The sequence below is a fragment of the Sodalinema sp. genome (genome assembly GCF_046483825.1).
GTDB lineage: Bacteria > Cyanobacteriota > Cyanobacteriia > Cyanobacteriales > Geitlerinemataceae > Sodalinema.
On the sequence record NZ_JAWOCL010000206.1, the window covers coordinates 1 to 17420 of the forward strand.

The window sequence follows — 17420 nt, forward strand, 5'->3', positions numbered from 1 at the left end:
AGACAGCAACGGTCAAGGCAGATCTAACACGCATCAAACTCACTCTTGAGAAGATCGCCTCTGCTCCCAGGAGTGCTCATACCCCTGGGATCAGCAAGAAGCTCGAATCCGCCCAAGATAAGTTGGACTGGCTACAGCGTAGATGGAGTATCAACCGAGATTACGAGGATTGAGAAGTGTCACAATCTGACACTTTGTCTGCACTCAAGCCACACATCAACCTGTCGTGCCGAGACGAAAACCAGAACCCCAAACTTAGGGCAGTCCAGATCTTGATACTGGTGATCAAAATCGCAGATCAGCTCTGTCAGGCTAGGGGCAAGCTGAGATTCGTAGCAATCCAATTGAAAGTCCAGATCTAGGAATAAATAACTCCCAATTCTATTTGGATATATTTTGTTGTTCAAATCCGACAAAGTGAAGGCATCTTGAGTGCCAAATGCACTGGATATTACACCTAGCCAATTTACCGCCTCGCTCGTACTTAAGGACTCCCGGATATCATTCCACACTCTTTTATATTCATTGAGGGAGTAACCCCCTTTCCCTAAAACCCCTTGTAGCTGACTCAGGCTCAACTCTTGTGGGCGATCGCCTTGGCAGGTGTGGACATGATATCCCGGCCCATTCGCGATCGCCTGCTTGCATATCAACGCTTTATTCATAATTTTTTTCTCCCGTCAAGGGCATTTCTTAGGGTGTGAGCCGTAGACTCACTCATGGAACCCCCGAGAATCGACTCAATCTCTTCGAGTGAAAGAGGAACTGAATTTTTTTTGTTCCGCTGTCTGAGGACTTGCTCTATATCAGATAGGTGCTGTGATACTTCTGGCGGCAGCAAGACCATTCCGGACGTGGGGCAGGTGTAAGAATCCTTAATCGTCACTAAGCCAGAGAAGATGACAACCTCCCACTCTTGCTCCCACCAGTCCTCAGCGAAGGCAAAAAAGTCTACGTGTTTGACCCATTCAATTGAAGTTTTTCTGATTTCACCTTGGATCGAATATTGCAAACGGATTGGGTTGTCCTTTACTCTGTCTTGATTTGTTGACATCACCCCTGTATTGCTCCAGGAATACATGAGAACGTGATCGCAGGTAGCTGTGCCAATATTTTCAGAAACCGCAAGTCGAAGCCCACAGACGCTTTCGATCAACCTCAACGTCTCCTCGGGGGAGGGGGGTGAAGGGCTTGTGTCCTTGGTTGGGACAAGAAACAGCTCCCCTTTAAAACGAGGCGACGTGAGGAGTTCGGATAATAAAACGCCATGATTTTGATTATTCACAATATTTTTTCTCCCGCAATTTTTCGCTAAGGTGAGTCGGAAGGTGAGAGCAGATCTCCTGCAATTCAGCGAGACTAAGCCGAATTGAGATCTGCTCCTGCTGCTTAACGAATGTCTGTTCCTGGATATGCAATACTGATGCTCTTGGAGGAATAACAAAGAAGCCTACAGCCCAGTATTCTAGTATGTCGCTATCCGTGCAAGTGTTGCTCCAAGCATTCCCGGATACGACAATCAACTCACACTCTTTCTCTGCCCAAATACTAGCAAAAGGCAGCATTCCCTGGAACTGAGAATCAAAGCCTTGAATCCGTGCAGACATCATTGTGACGCTTAGTGACAACAGTCTATACTCATAGCAATTATAATCATCTGGGCAATTATAATTGTCTGGGCTCTCATATCTGCGGCACACGGATGTATTCGACCAAGCCGGTAAACCGCTCCCGTCCCACTCCGCTTCCCCGATGGTTTCCACGGGAGACACTTCTAATCCCAGGATAGAAGTCGTGACATTGGGCTGCAAGATCTCTTGGTGGCGTTGCAGGACTAGATATCCCACAAAAGAATCTCCCAGTAACTCCGTGAGTAACGTATTATTTTGATTATCCATAATCTTTGCTTGGGTTCTCGTAGTGTTACAATACTCCCACACTACAACCTAATGGATCTCCATGTCAATGAGGAAACTCGCGATTATCGACATCAACCATACCGTAAACCGTCCCTCAGGGGGTGAGACGTTTATCCAAAACCCCTACGAGCAAGAGTTGATTCCCGAGGCGATCGCCGCCCTCGAATCAATGCAACAAGATAACTGGGTCTTCGTGGGGGCATCAAACCAGGGGGGAGTCCCAACCTGGAAGAGCTACGAGAATATGCTACTAGAGATGCGTTATTGCCAAGATATGCTAGCCGATCATGGCATCTATTTCTTGACGATCCTTGCTGCGATCGCCGAAGGGGAGAAATGCGTCCAGATTGGTGGATACTGGTGCGGGGGGCTGTATAGTCACCAAGTCTTTTACGACAAAAACGGAAACTATCGCAAGCCCAGCACAGGGATGCTAAAGAAGGCTCAGGAACTTGCGGGGTATCCGCAAGAAGTTCTGATGATCGGCGATCGCGACGAAGACTGCAATGCAGCCCGTCGAGTTCGCATCCCATTTCTTCATGCCCATGACTGGCACGAAGACCCCACCCTAGTACAAGCCGCTATTCAAGAATACGCTAGAGTCTAACTCCAGAGAGAAGATCATTCTTCCTCGGGTCTAGGCATATCAATCGTCAGTTGATTGTCATCCCCCTCTACGACCATCCCACTATCGTAGAGGGTTTTTAATGCTTCATCTACCGTGATTTGGGGTCGTAATGGATCTCTCAGGAGAAGCCCCTCGGAGGTCTGTACAGGTTCAAGCCCTCGTTGCCGGGCGATCGCCACCATCTTGTCAAGAGGCTCGCCCATCCCTAGATAATCGAACAGCATTTTGAGTGCTGGCATTCGGGGTTCGAGTCCGAGCTTTATTTTTTGAGTTGGCTTTCCCGAGGGGTCGAAGGATTCAGATATCTCTACGGAATTAACAGCATAAGGATCTACCCAGGTATCCGAGGGCTTGACCAGAACCTTCCCCTCCTTGGTGACTTCTAGGTAATTCAATATCGAAGAAAAAGCAATCCCCGCCGTATATTGAGCAACCTTGGCACTGTTGATTCCATGATGCAGGAGCGGGGCCGAGCGAATCTCGATAATTCGCTTCTGAATAGCTTCTTCCTTCTTTAGGCGAGATCCATAAGAGCGACAAGCTTTTGCGTTGGGGTTCGCATATGCAATTTGATAGCTCTTGCTGGCATCGCCGCTATGCACAAATTCCCAGCAAAACCGCTCTTTCCTTGGATCTGGCAAAGCCGAGCCGATATGCCCCGAGGCAATAACCTGCCCATAGCAACGCCCTTCTGCATCCAGAAACTCCTCAAAAGCCGCCTTTCGCACCTCGTCGGCCGTCCCAGTGAATCCTGCTTCAGCCGCTGCTTCAATTGGATCATAATGCTGCGCCCAGCTCCTCCAGAATGTTACTCTCTGGGGGCCTAGCTTTGCTTCGAGGGACTGAATATCAATAGCTGACTTCATCTTTCAACCCTCTTGGAGACCCACACCATAACGGTAATCCGTTTGGTGTTGGGAGGAAAAGGGGGACGACCAGTTATGCGACATAAGAATAACCATCCTTTTTGTGAATGTGTTTACAGTATTTGTGGCTGATACCTTGGATCAACCCTTGATTAGTGGTGATATTGAAGGAACCTTGAGAGCGGACTGCAACTCGTCCCAGATACTCTCCTACTTTCTTGCCACGAGTGACAATCGCTTTTACCATGTCGCCAGTTTGAAAGCCCTTGACAAATTTATGCCTGGGAACATAACGAGACGGAAAACCGTATCGATCAGTCCGACACATCTGGCGGGTTCCATGTCCCTTTGCAGAGATTAGCAACGGTTTTGATGTAAGGAGCTTGAGTGAGTCAACCTTCCCCACACAAGCGGCATCAAGCCAGTGTGTCTTAGGTCGGCCAAGTCGAGTCCGGTTGAATTTGGTTTGACCCCCACGTACTGTAACAACAGGTAAACCTGTTCCCTTCAGTGCATTAAACAAGACCCATCGGGTGGAATTAACCGCTGTCGCATCTCTAAGGGGTGATTTGGCTTGCTTGAGGATGCGACTTAGCAAATCTGGCTGACCCGAAAGGAAATCCTTGATATCGTGGGTTCCTTTGCGGATATTGCAGGGTTCACAGGCTAGGCAAAGGTTAGAAATACGATTGGTTCCTCCCTTTGCCTTTGGCTGAATATGTTCCACCTGAAGAGGAATGTCTCTTCCTCCACAATAAGCACATTGGCGGTTCCACTTATAAAGTAGATACTCCCGCACTTCGTAGCCCTGCAATTCCCCTTGCTGATACTCAACTCCAGAGATTTCGGGGGTCTCCATTTTCTGCAAGTCAAACCGTCCCAACTCTTGAGCGATACCGACAATCGGGCTATAGCGGATTAACTTGTTAATCCAGGTCAGGGTCGTATCTACCCGATGTTGCAAGCTGGGAGCCAGCCATCCTTTTGGTTTCTTGCGATTCAGGAAACGAGCGGGGCGATAGCGGGTTTTACGGCTGCGACGACCCCGGCGAATAGCCCAGCGGGAATCTAAACTCGCTTTAATCTGTTGTCCCCGGTGGGACAGTTCTGCTCCCCAAATCACATCCTCCCCTCTTAGGATGGCAAGTCCAGTCGTTTTGGAGCCGGGGTCAATTTTGACCGTTAGAGGGGTGGGTCTTGCATTTTGTCCCTCCTTGAGGATGATAGTAAAGGGATATCGACGAAAGACGGCTGCCTTGTTCTGATTCAGCAATAATCTCGCCTTGGCGGGATGGACTGGATCACAAGGGTTTTTGTCTGTGTCTATCACAAAAACGTAATTCGACATGGATTCTCCATTTCTGGGTCATGTTCGCTTCATCAATGTTATTGGTCGGTACTCTCCAAAGAACACTGGTTTAACCCGTTACACCTGTTTAATCCTTTGGTTCTAGGGCCTGGAACTAGCGACGCATCCCAGGGTAGGAACTTTAACACTTACCAATAACGTAGTCCGCAGGGGACTTAGACTGGTCAACTGGGGCTATTCTCAAGCCCACACGATAACGGGACTCCGTTTAGTGTTGGGTTGTTGACGGGATCTTGCCTCTTGTTTGATCCGGTTGTTCCATCCTAGCGGCGATCGCCATGACCATTGCAGATCTTCCGAATCTTTGGGTTCCCCTGGCCCTGTTGGGGTTGATTATCGCGGCTGCTATCTTTTTCACCCGTGCTTGATCGTCCTCTCTCTTCCCCAGTCAAAAGTCCCAACCCACTCCCTCGTAAGAGAGGATGAGTTGAGACCTGTTCCCTGTTCCCTGTTCCCTGTTCCGGTGTTCCCTGTTCCCTGTTCCCAGTTCCGGTGTTCCCAGTTCCGGTGTTCCCTGTTCCCTGTTCCCTGTTCCCTGTTAAGCCATAAAGCTATCATCTCGCGGTCCAACGACCATTTGCAGAACCGTCGGTTCCCCGCCTTTTTGGTGAAATTTATCGGCCCAACCTCGGATCAGTTCATCGAGTTCAGTGAGGGCATCTTGGAGGCGATCGCTGGGAATATCTAATTCCTCCAACAAGCGCATCGTTTTGGGTTCCCGCTGTGTCCAATCCCGCATCATACGGAAGTAGCGGGCTGTGTCCTCCACCATAATGTAATTGCGTTCTTCGTCATTAATGGGGGAATAGGAGGCGCGGGTGAGGGCGTACACCGGCATTCCCCAAGGAGAGTCAATTCGGGTGACGGTTCCTGAGTAGATCAAACGCCGTTTGATATGCTCAGCCAAGGCTTCGCTGAGGGGCATCCGCCGTTCTGGGGGCAGATCTTCTTGGGAGCGACTATGCAGAAACTCGATCAACTCCATGAATTGAAACGAGTTAATCGTTTGAGCATCGGGCAAGGGTTTCGGCAGTTTCCGTTCCAGTTGGCGTTTCTCGTCTGGGGCTAGGCTACTGCCGGCAATGCGGGGTTTTCCCGGTTGCCAGGGGTATTGTTCGAGCCAAACATAGGGAAATTGAATCAGATAGCGAGGTTCCTGGGACCCCAGCATCTTGAGGAGTTTCCCTTCGGTGAGAGCTTGACGGACTTCTTCGACAATGACCTTGACCCGCCGAGGTTCGATATGATGCAGATGGCCCGTCATCCGCAAGTTTTCCCCCTGTTCGAGATAGGTCAGGTAAATTGCACATTTGGCAGCCGTGGCCGCTGCATCGAGAAAGGCTCCATGTCGATGTCCGCTAGTCCGCATGGCAATAAATGCCAAATAGAGCATGATTTGATCCATCGCGCTCGGACTCAGACGCTCGATCAAATCGGTATCTTTATTCATAACAATCCCTGAATCTATGAGTGTTGGAGGGCTGATAGTTCCCTCGGGTTAGTCTGTTGGCTTCGATTGAGAACGCCGATACTCAGCACGAGACGACTTTACAATAGTGCCGGGAGTGACGTCCTCTGAGCGATCGCACGATGCACGCCTGGGTTGGAAACTCAAATTCTGAGTGTAGTTCCGGCCAGTCGCCAGACCACAAACTCTTTTTTTCGGGGAGTTTTCCCCTTTATACTCACTTTATCCCAATATCTTATCCGATTTCGTGGTAGTCGTGATTCTCTTTCTTGCCACTTCCCAAGCGAAGAGTCTGAGAGGCTATCTTGCGATTATCCTGCAATTACGTTGTTTAGTTACCGGTTTTATGTCTAATCTTAGTATTTCCCTCAGTCCTGCCGCTGTTACTGAAGTAGAGCGTCTACGACGTAAGCAAAATTGCTTGGAGGCGCCCTTACGGGTTCGGGTGCGATCGGGGGGCTGTGCCGAACTATACTATGACCTCAGCTTTGAGGAGAACCCCGACGGTGAGGATCGCTGTTGTACCTGTGATGGGGTGGCGATCGCCGTTGACGTGCTAAGCTTGCCCTACGTCGATGGACTCACGATTGACTACACTGAAGACCTGATGGGAGGCGGATTTCGCTTCCATAATCCTCACGCCGAGCGCACCTGTAGCTGCGGACATTCCTTTGTCCCCCAGGCTGATTTGACCGCTCACTGAGGAAGGTTGACTCTTGCCCAAAATCGCGGTATAGTTGAAGACTGTTTCCAGATTTACCTAAGTCCGCTCACTAGCATTACTCATGCCCACAATTCAGCAGCTCGTGCGTAGCGAGCGAAAGAAAGCCCATAAGAAAACGAAGTCGCCAGCCCTCAAAAGCTGTCCTCAGCGTCGTGGAGTTTGCACCCGGGTCTACACCACAACCCCGAAAAAGCCGAACTCCGCCCTGCGGAAAGTGGCTCGGGTCCGTTTGACCTCCGGGTTTGAAGTGACCGCCTACATCCCTGGAATCGGTCATAACCTACAAGAGCACTCCGTGGTGATGCTGCGGGGAGGTCGTGTGAAAGACTTACCCGGAGTCCGCTATCACATCGTACGGGGAACCCTCGACACCGCTGGCGTAAAAGATCGCCGCCAAAGTCGCTCCAAGTACGGTGCCAAGCGTCCTAAAGAATAATTGACTAATTATTCTGGGACTGAGTCCGCGAAGTTTATCCTTTTGAGAAGTTCAAGCCGAATTTATGTCACGTCGCAGAGTCGTTCAAAAACGTCCGGTTCCCCCCGATCCGGTTTATAATAGTCGCCTTGTCAGCATGATGACCCGTCGCATCATGCAGCATGGTAAAAAATCTTTGGCATCGAACATTGTCTACGATGCCATGAAAATTATTGAAGAGCGTACCGGTTCCGAGCCGCTAGAGGTATTTGAAACCGCAATTCGCAATGCGACCCCTCTCGTCGAAGTCAAAGCTCGTCGTGTGGGTGGGGCCACCTACCAAGTCCCCATGGAAGTGCGTCCCGATCGCGGTGTAGCCTTGGCGCTGCGTTGGCTCATTGCTGCCACTCGTAACCGTTCAGGAACCACCATGGCCATGAAACTGGCTAACGAACTCATGGATGCGGCCAACGAAACCGGGAACACCATCCGCAAACGCGAAGAAACCCATCGCATGGCAGACGCGAACAAAGCCTTTGCTCACTATCGTTACTAAATCGGGTATCCCGGCTGAGGTGTCCCAAAGCGCCCGAGAATTTTTTGCTTAAATCGTCGCTTAAGTCAAAGAATATTAAGATACAATAAGTATTGCTGTGTCCGCGTCTCCGATTTCAATTGAGAGAGGGGCGCGGTGGGTTGTGTGCGATTCGGAGTTTAGCGAGCCGTCGCGAACGGGAATCCCCGACCCAAAACAGCACATCATGAAGACACAGCGGCAGTACACGTAAAGGGAGGTTATTGTGTCACGAACAGTCCCGCTCAACAGAATTCGCAATATTGGTATTGCGGCACACATCGACGCAGGAAAGACGACTACAACAGAGCGCATCCTGTTCTACTCGGGCATGGTCCATAAAATGGGCGAAGTCCATGAAGGAACCGCCGTCACGGACTGGATGGCTCAGGAGCGAGAGCGGGGCATTACCATTACTGCCGCTGCGATCACCACCAACTGGCTCGACCATCAAATCAACATTATCGACACCCCAGGACACGTCGACTTCACCATTGAAGTTGAGCGGTCAATGCGGGTGCTAGATGGCGTTGTCGCGGTTTTTTGTTCCGTCGGTGGCGTGCAACCCCAGTCGGAAACCGTGTGGCGACAAGCCGATCGCTACAAAGTTCCCCGTATTGCCTTCGTCAACAAGATGGATCGCACCGGGGCCAACTTCTTCAAAGTCTATAACCAACTGCGCGATCGCCTACGCACCAATGCCGTTGCGGTTCAAATTCCCATCGGGAGTGAAAGCCAGTTTAACGGTGTCGTCGATCTCGTCGGCATGAAGGCCTTTCTCTACAGCAATGACTTAGGAACCGATATTCAGGAAACCAGCATTCCTGATGAAGTCTCGGAACTGGCAGCAGACTATCGTGAAAAACTCCTCGAAGCCGTCGCCGAAACTGACGATGAGTTGATGGAGAAATACCTAGAAGGGGAAGAAATCAGCGAAGAGCAAGTTCGCGCCACCCTTCGCAAAGGAACCATTGACGGAACCATTGTTCCCGTTCTTTGTGGTTCTGCCTTTAAAAACAAAGGCGTGCAACGGCTGCTTGATGCGGTCGTGGACTATCTGCCCTCACCGACAGAAGTTCCTCCGATTCAGGGAACCCTACCCGACGGAGAGATGGCCACTCGTCCTGCCGATGACGAAGTGCCTCTGTCAGCCCTAGCCTTTAAGGTGATGGCTGATCCCTACGGTCGTTTGACCTTTGTGCGTGTGTACTCAGGCATCCTGAAAAAAGGAAGTTACGTGTACAACGCCACCAAAGACCAGAAAGAGCGGGTTTCACGCCTGATCGTCCTCAAATCCGATGATCGCATCGAAGTCGATGAACTTCGGGCCGGAGATCTCGGGGCGGCTTTGGGCTTGAAAGATACCCTAACTGGAGATACGATTTGCGACGAGGCCGAACCCATCATCCTCGAATCGCTGTACATCCCCGAACCGGTGATCTCCGTCGCCGTCGAGCCAAAAACCAAGGCCGATATGGAGAAACTCTCCAAAGCCTTGCAATCCTTGTCCGAAGAAGATCCCACCTTCCGGGTGGTCACGGACTCGGAGACGAATCAGACGGTGATTGCGGGGATGGGTGAGCTTCACCTAGAAATTCTTGTTGACCGTATGTTGCGGGAATTTAAGGTGGAAGCCGAAGTCGGTGCGCCTCAGGTGGCCTACCGCGAAACCATCCGCAAACCCAGTACCGCCGAGGGCAAATTTGTCCGTCAAAGTGGTGGTAAAGGGCAGTACGGTCACGTGGTGATCGAACTCGAACCGGGCGAGACGGGAAGCGGCTTTGAGTTCGTTTCCAAAATCGTCGGGGGTTCCGTTCCCAAAGAATATATTGGGCCGGCCGAAAATGGGATGAAAGAAGCCTGCGAATCTGGTATTCTAGCAGGTTATCCCCTGATCGACGTGAAAGCAACGTTGGTCGATGGGTCTTACCACGATGTCGATTCCAACGAGATGGCATTTAAGATCGCTGGCTCCATGGCGATTAAAAATGCGGTCACCAAGGCATCCCCGGTTCTCCTCGAACCGATGATGAAAGTTGAGGTCGAAGTTCCCGAAGACTTCATGGGCAACGTTATTGGCGATCTGAACTCCCGTCGCGGTCAGATCGAAGGTCAAGAGACGGATGATGGCCTTACGAAAGTAACGGCTAAAGTTCCGCTGGCATCCATGTTTGGTTATGCCACGGATATTCGCTCGAAGACTCAAGGTCGTGGCATCTTTTCGATGGAGTTCAGCCACTATGAGGAAGTTCCCCGTAGTGTTGCTGAAGAGATCATCGCCAAAAGCAAAGGGAACGCATAACACAGAATAAGGAACACAAGATTCATGGCACGCGCAAAATTTGAACGCAACAAACCCCACGTCAACATCGGTACCATCGGTCACGTTGACCACGGGAAAACCACGCTAACCGCCGCGATCACGGCAACTCTAGCTGTGACCGGTCAAGCGAAAGCTCGCAAGTATGCTGACATTGATGCAGCACCCGAAGAGAAAGAGCGGGGAATCACCATCAACACGGCTCACGTTGAGTACGAAACCACTGGACGTCACTATGCTCACGTGGATTGCCCCGGTCACGCGGACTACGTGAAAAACATGATCACCGGAGCCGCTCAAATGGACGGCGCGATCCTGGTGGTGTCTGCGGCTGATGGTCCCATGCCTCAAACCCGTGAGCATATCCTCTTGGCTCGTCAGGTGGGCGTTCCTAGCTTGGTGGTCTTCTTGAACAAACAAGACCAAGTCGATGATGAAGAACTCCTCGAATTGGTTGAACTCGAAGTTCGCGAACTCCTGAGCGAGTACGACTTCCCCGGCGATGATATTCCTATCGTCACTGGCTCCGCTCTCAAAGCCATTGAAGCCTTAGAAGCTAACCCCGCTGTGGCGGCTGGTGAAGATCCTTGGGTTGACAAAATCCTCAAACTCATGGAAGAAGTGGACGCTTATGTGCCTACTCCTGAGCGCGATGTGGACAAAGACTTCTTGATGGCTGTTGAGGACGTGTTCTCGATTACCGGTCGGGGTACGGTTGCCACCGGGCGGATTGAGCGCGGCATCATCAAAGTCGGCGACACCGTGGAACTCGTGGGCATCAAAGATACCCGCAGCACCACCGTCACCGGTGTGGAAATGTTCCAGAAAACCCTGGACCAAGGGATGGCTGGCGACAACGTGGGTGTTCTCCTGCGTGGTATCCAAAAAGGTGATATTGAGCGGGGCATGGTGTTGGCTAAACCCGGCACGATTAACCCTCACACCAAGTTTGAAGCTGAGGTGTACATCCTCAATAAAAATGAAGGTGGCCGTCACACCCCCTTCTTCCCCGGCTACCGTCCTCAGTTCTATGTGCGGACCACTGACGTGACCGGAACCATCAGCGACTTCACGGCTGACGATGGTAGTGATGCTGAAATGGTTATGCCTGGCGATCGCATCAAAATGACGGTTGAACTCATCAACCCGGTGGCGATCGAACAAGGAATGCGCTTTGCCATTCGTGAAGGCGGTCGGACCGTCGGCGCGGGTGCTGTGGCGAAAATCCTTCAGTAGTCCCTCGGTTTAACTGTGGCGTTAGGGGCGCACTGAGTGCGCCCCTAACGTCTCTAGTCGCTTCATAGCGATTTGGGGAGGCGTCGCCCTCCCTTTCTCCTGTTATCTGAACCTCGACAATTAAAAACGTTTCAACATCATGGCAACGATTCAGCAGCAAAAAATTCGCATTCGCTTAAAAGCCTTTGACCGTCGCCTTCTCGACACATCCTGCGACAAAATTGTCGATACGGCGAACCGCACCAGTGCCACCGCTGTCGGTCCGATTCCGCTCCCGACGAAACGCCGCGTGTATTGTGTGCTGCGATCGCCTCACGTCGATAAAGACTCCCGCGAACACTTTGAAACCCGCACCCACCGCCGCATCATTGACATCTACCAACCCTCCTCCAAAACCATTGATGCCCTGATGAAGTTGGATCTACCGGCTGGGGTTGATATTGAAGTCAAACTCTAGTCAACTTCGACCGGAATTTGGCTGAAGCCAACATCCCCCGCCATCTCTGGGTTCCATCATCGCTGAATCAATGCTGAATCAACGCTGAAGCCTTCCAGAAGACCGGGGGATGGTCTCTGAATGAGTTAGAATAAAAGGCGCAACCCTGACAGACGGAATCATGGCTACCTCGTCTTCTATCGCTGTTCGAGAACTTCCCTTATTTCCTCTCCCGGAGGTCGTCCTGTTTCCCGGTAGACCACTCCCCCTGCATATTTTCGAGTTTCGCTACCGCATGATGATGAACACGATCCTTAAAAGCGATCGCCGCTTTGGGGTACTCATGTGGGATCCCAGTCATCGTGAAGCCGCCCCAGTTGGCTGTTGTGCCGAAGTGATCCAGCATCAGCGACTCCCCGACGATCGCCTCAAAATTTGGACGGTTGGACAACAGCGGTTTCGGGTGTTGGAATATGTCCGAGAGAAGCCTTATTATGTGGGTTTAGTGGAGTGGATCGAAGATCATCCCCCCGAACAAGACTTACATCGCTTAGCTACAGATGTCGAAGAACTTTTACGAGATGTTGTTCGCCTCTCAGCTAAGTTGATGGATCGTGAAATTGAACTCCCCGAGGATATTCCCAGTTTACCCACAGAACTCTCCTACTGGGTCGCTGGAAATCTCTATGGTGTGGCTTCAGAACAGCAAACCCTGCTAGAAATGCAGGATACGGCAACTCGCCTTGAACGAGAATCGGAAATCCTAACCACGACTCGGAATCATTTAGCCGCGCGAACCGTTCTCAAAGATACCTTTGACCCCTCTTAAGGAAGCGAGGTTGTCGGCTGATGGTGAGTCGAGTCACGTTAAGTCGAGTTGTTTTGAGTTGAGTTGTGTTCAGAAACAAGGTGAACTACTATGGGCGAATCCAAACGTCGTAAAGAAGCCCTAGGCGAAAAGTATGGTCAGGAACCCTATATCCTGCCCTGGCTACCGATTACCAAACGGCAATCGGAACAATTCCTAAAATGGTCAAGCCGGGGCGCTTGGGCGGGCATTGTCGCCCTGGTTATCATTTGGATTTCGGTTGTCTTTATCGGGCCATCCTTTGGTTGGTGGGGTCTGAGTTAGCCGCAATCCTGGCCCCAGACTCCCCACCCCGACCCCAGACTCCCAGGACTTTGACGCGGCTGGGATTGGGGTGGCGGGGTCTCTTTGGCCCGTTTTCTGAGTTAGGATTGATAGAAATATCAAATAACTTTACACTCTACTCATAATCGGGATCGGAGTGACGGGTCGTCGGTGTCAGCCGCGATCCCCGAGGCGCTTGGATTTAAATTTCCTGAATTGCCCAGGATTTTGTAGAAACTAAACCTTAGACAGGACAAGGATTTGCGCCACCCATAGCCTAGCCTAACCCCTAGCCGTCTCGTTCTCTGTGTCGTACGATACCTCGCATCTAGGAAACCTAAGTTAGCGTTGGGCAAGTCGACTAACCCGACATTAATCCGTTGGGGGACGACTTGGTTGGCTTGCTAGGAGACCCAAGATGAGAGACATTGTTAAGTAAATCTTAAATCGTTAAGCCGCGTCTTGCGTGTGATAGGAGGAGAACTGTGTTTATACGACTTGCCGAACAACATCGTCAATTCGTCCAAGAATTGGTGATGAACCTAAAAGCTCTAGCCATCGTGCTAGAGCGTCGAGGCTATCTCGCTTCATGCTATACCTGCGGCAGTCAGATGAACAGCGCGTCGTTTATGGTTAGCCTAGGCGACAATCATCTTATCCGCTTCCTGGTATCCGATTATGGTATTACCTGGACTGAGATGCGTGACGATCGCGAACTGATGAAGCTCGAAGGTGCCGAAGCCATCGCCCAACTGCAAGAGTTAGCCAATCTGGTGAAACACCAAATTGCCCCGCAAGATTATCGCCCAACGGCCGTCCAACAGGCGTAAAATAGGGTTAGATCCTTGCGATCGCAGCATTTTAACCCTTGCTACTGGGTCTTTCCCATGACAGATATCGATATTGGCTGGCAACATTGTTACATCGACACCAACCGCATCCGACTGCATTGTGTCACCCAAGGAGAAGGCGATCTCGTCGTACTTCTCCACGGATTCCCCGAGTTTTGGTATTCCTGGCGTTATCAGATCCCGGCTCTCGCCCGTCATTTTAAAGTCGTTGTTCCCGATTTGCGCGGTTATAACGACTCCGATAAGCCCTCAAGCGGCTATGATCTCGATACCCTGAGCCAAGATGTCCGAGGTACGATTGCCGCATTAGGCTATCGTAGCGCTCACATTGTGGGTCACGACTGGGGAGGGGCGATCGCCTGGCATCTGGCTCATACCTATCCCGAGTCTATCAATCGCCTCGCCATCCTCAACGCCCCCCATCCCCATCAATTCACCCAGGCCCTTGCCAGTAACTTCGACCAACTTCGCCGCAGTTGGTACGTCTTAGCGTTCCAAATCCCCACCCTACCCGAATGGGTGATTCGCAACAATCTCAAAGACTTCGTGCAAAACATCTTTCGGGAAAACGCCATCCGTAAAGGGGCCTTTGGCCAAGAAGATAACCAAATCTATCAAGCCGCCCTCGAAAAACCCGGCGTACTCAATTCCATCGTCAAGTATTACCGCCAACTCTCAGCCCCCCAAACCTGGCTCAAAGGCTGGGGGCGATCGCTCGATCCGATTACCGCCCCAACCCTAGTTCTCTGGGGGGAAGACGACTCATTTCTCAGTCCCAGCCTCACCCAAGGCTTCGGCAAACTGATCACCGCTCCCTTCCAACTCGAACTGATCTCCCAATGCGGCCATTGGATTCAGCAAGAAGTGCCGCAAACCGTCAACCGCAAACTGCTCAACTTCCTAACCGTTGAGTCGTAATCCCCAACTCGCCCCAACGGGTGAAACCGAGAGTTCCACCCGTCTCGGAACTAAGCCGCGTTAGTGATGATGACTATGCTCGTGCTCATGGCTATGATCCGAGCTGTGGCTATGATCATGACCATGACCTTGGAAACTGTCATGATGATGCTCATGGAAGCGTTCAGCTACTTCTAAGGCTAACTGAGGATTCACCTCAACCGCCTCGGATTCGAGTAACTCCTCAATATGAGATTCCGCCCATTGAGCCACCATTTCTAGGAACTCAGGGCGATCGTTGACACAGGGCATCTGCACATAGGTAACCCCTGGATGACGGCGGTGCATCTCATCAACAATATGATGCACATCCAACAGCGTCTCGTGGTTCTCCGTGGCGAAGCCAATGGGCATCATCACGATCGCCTTAGCCCCCAATTGCACCAAATTATCAATAGCCTGATTAGGATTCGGTTGCGTCCATTCAATCAAGGGGGTGTCATGGTTGAGCCAACCCACCGAAATCAGGGGATAGCGGTACATCAGCCGCTCGCGAACCGCCTCATAGAGCGCCTGACTCTCATCAACCCCAGAGGTAAAGCCTTTGGCCTTCATAGGGCAGCCGTGGTTCATTAAGACGATACCAATTTGCGAGGGCAAATAGGCCGCCGCTAACTGCTCGGCGATGCGTTCTTCGACCATCTGAGCCATCAAATCCAGATATTGCGGCTGATTGTAGAAGGAGGGAATATATTTCAACCCCTTGACCCAATGCTCCTCGCCATCAGCTAACTTGGAAAGAGCCTGATTCACCTGTTCAACCGCGATTCCACTGGTAAACACCGAATCCACCACCAATAGGGGATAAATCAAGAGTTTCGTGAAACCTTGCGCTTTGACGTCAGCCAACACCTGTTGCGGGAGGAAGGGAGCGCAGAAGTTGAAGGCTTTAAACACCTGAACGCGATCGCCCCAGCGTTCCTGAAGCTTTTGCTCAATCCCCGCCCGTTGTTGCTCAAAAATGGCATTGTGGGGAGAGATAAAGTCATGATGTTGATGGCCCCACTCATGGCGGTCAAAAATAGCCAAGAGTCGAGCCAAGGGGGGATAGAGCCAATCGGGAACCGGAGCGAACTTAGCCGTGAGCAGGTGCAAGGCCTGTTCATTGTAGTTGGCGAAGTCCTCATAGCTCTCGACTTCACCGTATCCCATCAAGAGAACGGCGACGCGATGATCCGATGGCGTGGAATTGGATGAATGGGTGGTCTGTTCGTGGGTAACAACCAAGATGACAGTCTCCTCTGAAGCGATCTAATACACTGCAACGGATTTTGCACGTTACAGCCAGTAGTGCCAAGATAACACAGGCATTTTGCCTGATGTCGTTACAGAATTATTAAGAGGCTTGAGCCGCTATGACCCTTTGTCTATGTCCAGGGGTTCACCCCTCCAGTCTCACAGAGCGGTTTTGCCAAGTTTTGGGGCTAGAGTCAGTCCTCGTTTTACCCACGTCAACCCATCCCCCCTATTCCCCCCTGCATGTCCTCGATTACGCCCGCCAGCAGGGGCTAGAACAGCCTTGTTTTTTGGCATTTAGTGCCGGAGTCGTTGGGGCGATGGGAGCCGCCTGGAGCTGGCAACAGCAGGGGGGAACGGTTAAGGCCCTCATTGCCTTAGATGGTTGGGGGGTTCCTCGTTTGGGAACCTTTCCCTTGCATCGCCTCAGTCATGATCAGACCACCGATGAGCAGTCGGGCTGGTTGGGGGTAGGAGGCGATCGCTTTTATGCCGATCCCCCCGTCCCCCATTTGGAGTTATGGGCTTATCCAGAGCGGGCGCGAGGGCTTTGGCTGCCGGAGTCGGGGGCGAGGCAAAAAACTGATGCGGCGGCGTTTATCCGAGCCATGTTGAGACGTTATGGCGAATTGGATAGTTGACTAAGCTTGCTGCACAAGGGATTTTGGGATTTTATTCTAAATTCGAGAATATCGAATAAAATGGAAGCCACTACCCTAAAATGCTGAAGTGCTGAATTGATGCTCAAACCTCAAGATGTGGTAATTTTACTCAAAGTTCATTGTTGGCAAGGAGACTGGACCTATGAGCAGTTAGCTTTGTCACTAAAAACCAGTACCTCTGTTGTCTATGAGTCGTTAAAGCGTTGTGAGGTTTCCCGTTTATACCATCGAAACCATCGTCAGGTGATGCGGGAGGCGTTGCTAGAATTTTTGGTACATGGGGTTAAGTATGTGTTTCCGGCAACAGTGGGCAATTTAAAGCGGGGTATTCCAACAGCTCATTCTGCAGAACTGCTTAAGAGTCTTTTGGTGGTTAGTGAGCCAATGCCTTATGTTTGGGCGTTTTCTAGAGGGAAGGTCAAAGGACAGGAAATCAAGCCGTTGTATAAGCAACTTCCAGAAATCATTGGGAACGATCGCCGTTTTTACGAACTTGTCTGTCTCGTGGATGCTCTACGCATTGGCAAGGTACGGGAGCAGGAGTTAGCGATCACCGTTTTAAAGGAAAGGTTATATGGATAATCCATTGATGGCTAATTTAGCCCAGGTGGCGAGGGTGTTGGCTCC

General features: G+C 51.2%; 20 protein-coding genes. 13 read left to right on the plus strand and 7 right to left on the minus strand.

What is annotated here, in order from left to right; genetic code table 11:
• Positions 1 to 179 precede the first annotated feature (179 nt).
• From R6U67_RS13455 to R6U67_RS13465, 3 genes are read right to left on the minus strand one after another with little or no spacing between them, the layout of a single operon-like run.
• Positions 180 to 665 carry a hypothetical protein gene (locus R6U67_RS13455; RefSeq protein ID WP_410253024.1) on the minus strand — a complete coding sequence of 162 codons (486 nt, stop codon included), beginning with the start codon at positions 663 to 665 and terminating at the stop codon, positions 180 to 182.
• Complete coding sequence (locus R6U67_RS13460; protein WP_410253025.1) at positions 662 to 1285, minus strand: hypothetical protein; 624 nt, start codon at positions 1283 to 1285, stop codon at positions 662 to 664. The genes R6U67_RS13455 and R6U67_RS13460 overlap by 4 nt, the downstream gene beginning before the upstream one ends.
• A complete protein-coding gene (locus R6U67_RS13465) occupies positions 1278 to 1898 on the minus strand; it encodes a hypothetical protein (RefSeq protein WP_410253026.1) in 621 nt (206 codons plus the stop codon). Before R6U67_RS13465 ends, R6U67_RS13460 begins: the two co-directional genes overlap by 8 nt.
• 67 nt (positions 1899 to 1965) lie before the next feature.
• On the opposite strand from R6U67_RS13465, the gene R6U67_RS13470 reads away from it, so the two are divergent.
• The gene (locus R6U67_RS13470) at positions 1966 to 2526 is read left to right on the plus strand and encodes an HAD-IA family hydrolase (RefSeq protein WP_410253027.1); all 561 of its coding nucleotides are present in this window, start codon (positions 1966 to 1968) and stop codon (positions 2524 to 2526) included.
• A gap of 14 nt (positions 2527 to 2540) precedes the next feature.
• Here the strand turns inward: R6U67_RS13470 and R6U67_RS13475 are convergent, their stop codons facing one another.
• The 3 genes from R6U67_RS13475 to hetR form a co-directional block, all read right to left on the minus strand.
• Positions 2541 to 3413, minus strand: a complete 873-nt coding sequence (locus R6U67_RS13475) for a terminase small subunit (RefSeq protein ID WP_410253028.1) — start codon at positions 3411 to 3413, stop codon at positions 2541 to 2543.
• A 73-nt stretch (positions 3414 to 3486) separates the two neighbouring features.
• On the minus strand, positions 3487 to 4761 hold the full coding sequence (iscB, locus tag R6U67_RS13480; RefSeq protein WP_410253029.1) for an RNA-guided endonuclease IscB: 1275 nt from the start codon (positions 4759 to 4761) through the stop codon (positions 3487 to 3489).
• A 559-nt stretch (positions 4762 to 5320) separates the two neighbouring features.
• On the minus strand, positions 5321 to 6232 hold the full coding sequence (gene hetR / locus R6U67_RS13485) for a heterocyst differentiation master regulator HetR (protein ID WP_410253030.1): 912 nt from the start codon (positions 6230 to 6232) through the stop codon (positions 5321 to 5323).
• Positions 6233 to 6596: 364 nt separating this feature from the next.
• Between hetR and R6U67_RS13490 the strand changes: the two genes are divergently transcribed.
• The 10 genes from R6U67_RS13490 (at position 6597) to R6U67_RS13535 (ending at position 14856) form a co-directional block, all read left to right on the plus strand.
• Positions 6597 to 6953: a HesB/IscA family protein gene (locus tag R6U67_RS13490; protein WP_410253031.1), complete on the plus strand. Its 357-nt coding sequence runs from the start codon at positions 6597 to 6599 to the stop codon at positions 6951 to 6953.
• Between the two features lie 82 nt (positions 6954 to 7035).
• On the plus strand, positions 7036 to 7410 hold the full coding sequence (gene rpsL, locus R6U67_RS13495; RefSeq protein WP_068788208.1) for a 30S ribosomal protein S12: 375 nt from the start codon (positions 7036 to 7038) through the stop codon (positions 7408 to 7410).
• Between the two features lie 64 nt (positions 7411 to 7474).
• Complete coding sequence (gene rpsG, locus R6U67_RS13500) at positions 7475 to 7945, plus strand: 30S ribosomal protein S7 (protein WP_068788209.1); 471 nt, start codon at positions 7475 to 7477, stop codon at positions 7943 to 7945.
• A 244-nt stretch (positions 7946 to 8189) separates the two neighbouring features.
• The gene (gene fusA, locus R6U67_RS13505; RefSeq protein ID WP_410253032.1) at positions 8190 to 10265 is read left to right on the plus strand and encodes an elongation factor G; all 2076 of its coding nucleotides are present in this window, start codon (positions 8190 to 8192) and stop codon (positions 10263 to 10265) included.
• Between the two features lie 24 nt (positions 10266 to 10289).
• The gene (tuf, locus tag R6U67_RS13510) at positions 10290 to 11519 is read left to right on the plus strand and encodes an elongation factor Tu (protein WP_410253033.1); all 1230 of its coding nucleotides are present in this window, start codon (positions 10290 to 10292) and stop codon (positions 11517 to 11519) included.
• A 148-nt stretch (positions 11520 to 11667) separates the two neighbouring features.
• Complete coding sequence (gene rpsJ, locus R6U67_RS13515) at positions 11668 to 11976, plus strand: 30S ribosomal protein S10 (protein WP_252665267.1); 309 nt, start codon at positions 11668 to 11670, stop codon at positions 11974 to 11976.
• A 160-nt stretch (positions 11977 to 12136) separates the two neighbouring features.
• Positions 12137 to 12784, plus strand: coding sequence for an LON peptidase substrate-binding domain-containing protein (locus R6U67_RS13520; RefSeq protein ID WP_410253034.1), 648 nt, complete (start codon positions 12137 to 12139; stop codon positions 12782 to 12784).
• A gap of 90 nt (positions 12785 to 12874) precedes the next feature.
• Entirely contained in the window at positions 12875 to 13087 is a 213-nt protein-coding gene (locus R6U67_RS13525; RefSeq protein ID WP_410253035.1) for a DUF2839 domain-containing protein, read from the plus strand.
• Positions 13088 to 13572: 485 nt separating this feature from the next.
• The gene (locus R6U67_RS13530; protein WP_410253036.1) at positions 13573 to 13917 is read left to right on the plus strand and encodes a DUF1815 family protein; all 345 of its coding nucleotides are present in this window, start codon (positions 13573 to 13575) and stop codon (positions 13915 to 13917) included.
• 57 nt (positions 13918 to 13974) lie between these two features.
• Entirely contained in the window at positions 13975 to 14856 is an 882-nt protein-coding gene (locus R6U67_RS13535; RefSeq protein ID WP_410253037.1) for an alpha/beta fold hydrolase, read from the plus strand.
• Between the two features lie 60 nt (positions 14857 to 14916).
• On the opposite strand, the gene R6U67_RS13540 is transcribed toward R6U67_RS13535, so the two are convergent.
• Entirely contained in the window at positions 14917 to 16122 is a 1206-nt protein-coding gene (locus R6U67_RS13540; RefSeq protein WP_410253038.1) for a ferrochelatase, read from the minus strand.
• Between the two features lie 128 nt (positions 16123 to 16250).
• Between R6U67_RS13540 and R6U67_RS13545 the strand changes: the two genes are divergently transcribed.
• The gene (locus R6U67_RS13545) at positions 16251 to 16772 is read left to right on the plus strand and encodes a hypothetical protein (RefSeq protein ID WP_410253039.1); all 522 of its coding nucleotides are present in this window, start codon (positions 16251 to 16253) and stop codon (positions 16770 to 16772) included.
• Between the two features lie 99 nt (positions 16773 to 16871).
• The gene (locus R6U67_RS13550; protein ID WP_170189670.1) at positions 16872 to 17375 is read left to right on the plus strand and encodes a hypothetical protein; all 504 of its coding nucleotides are present in this window, start codon (positions 16872 to 16874) and stop codon (positions 17373 to 17375) included.
• Positions 17376 to 17420 lie beyond the last annotated feature (45 nt).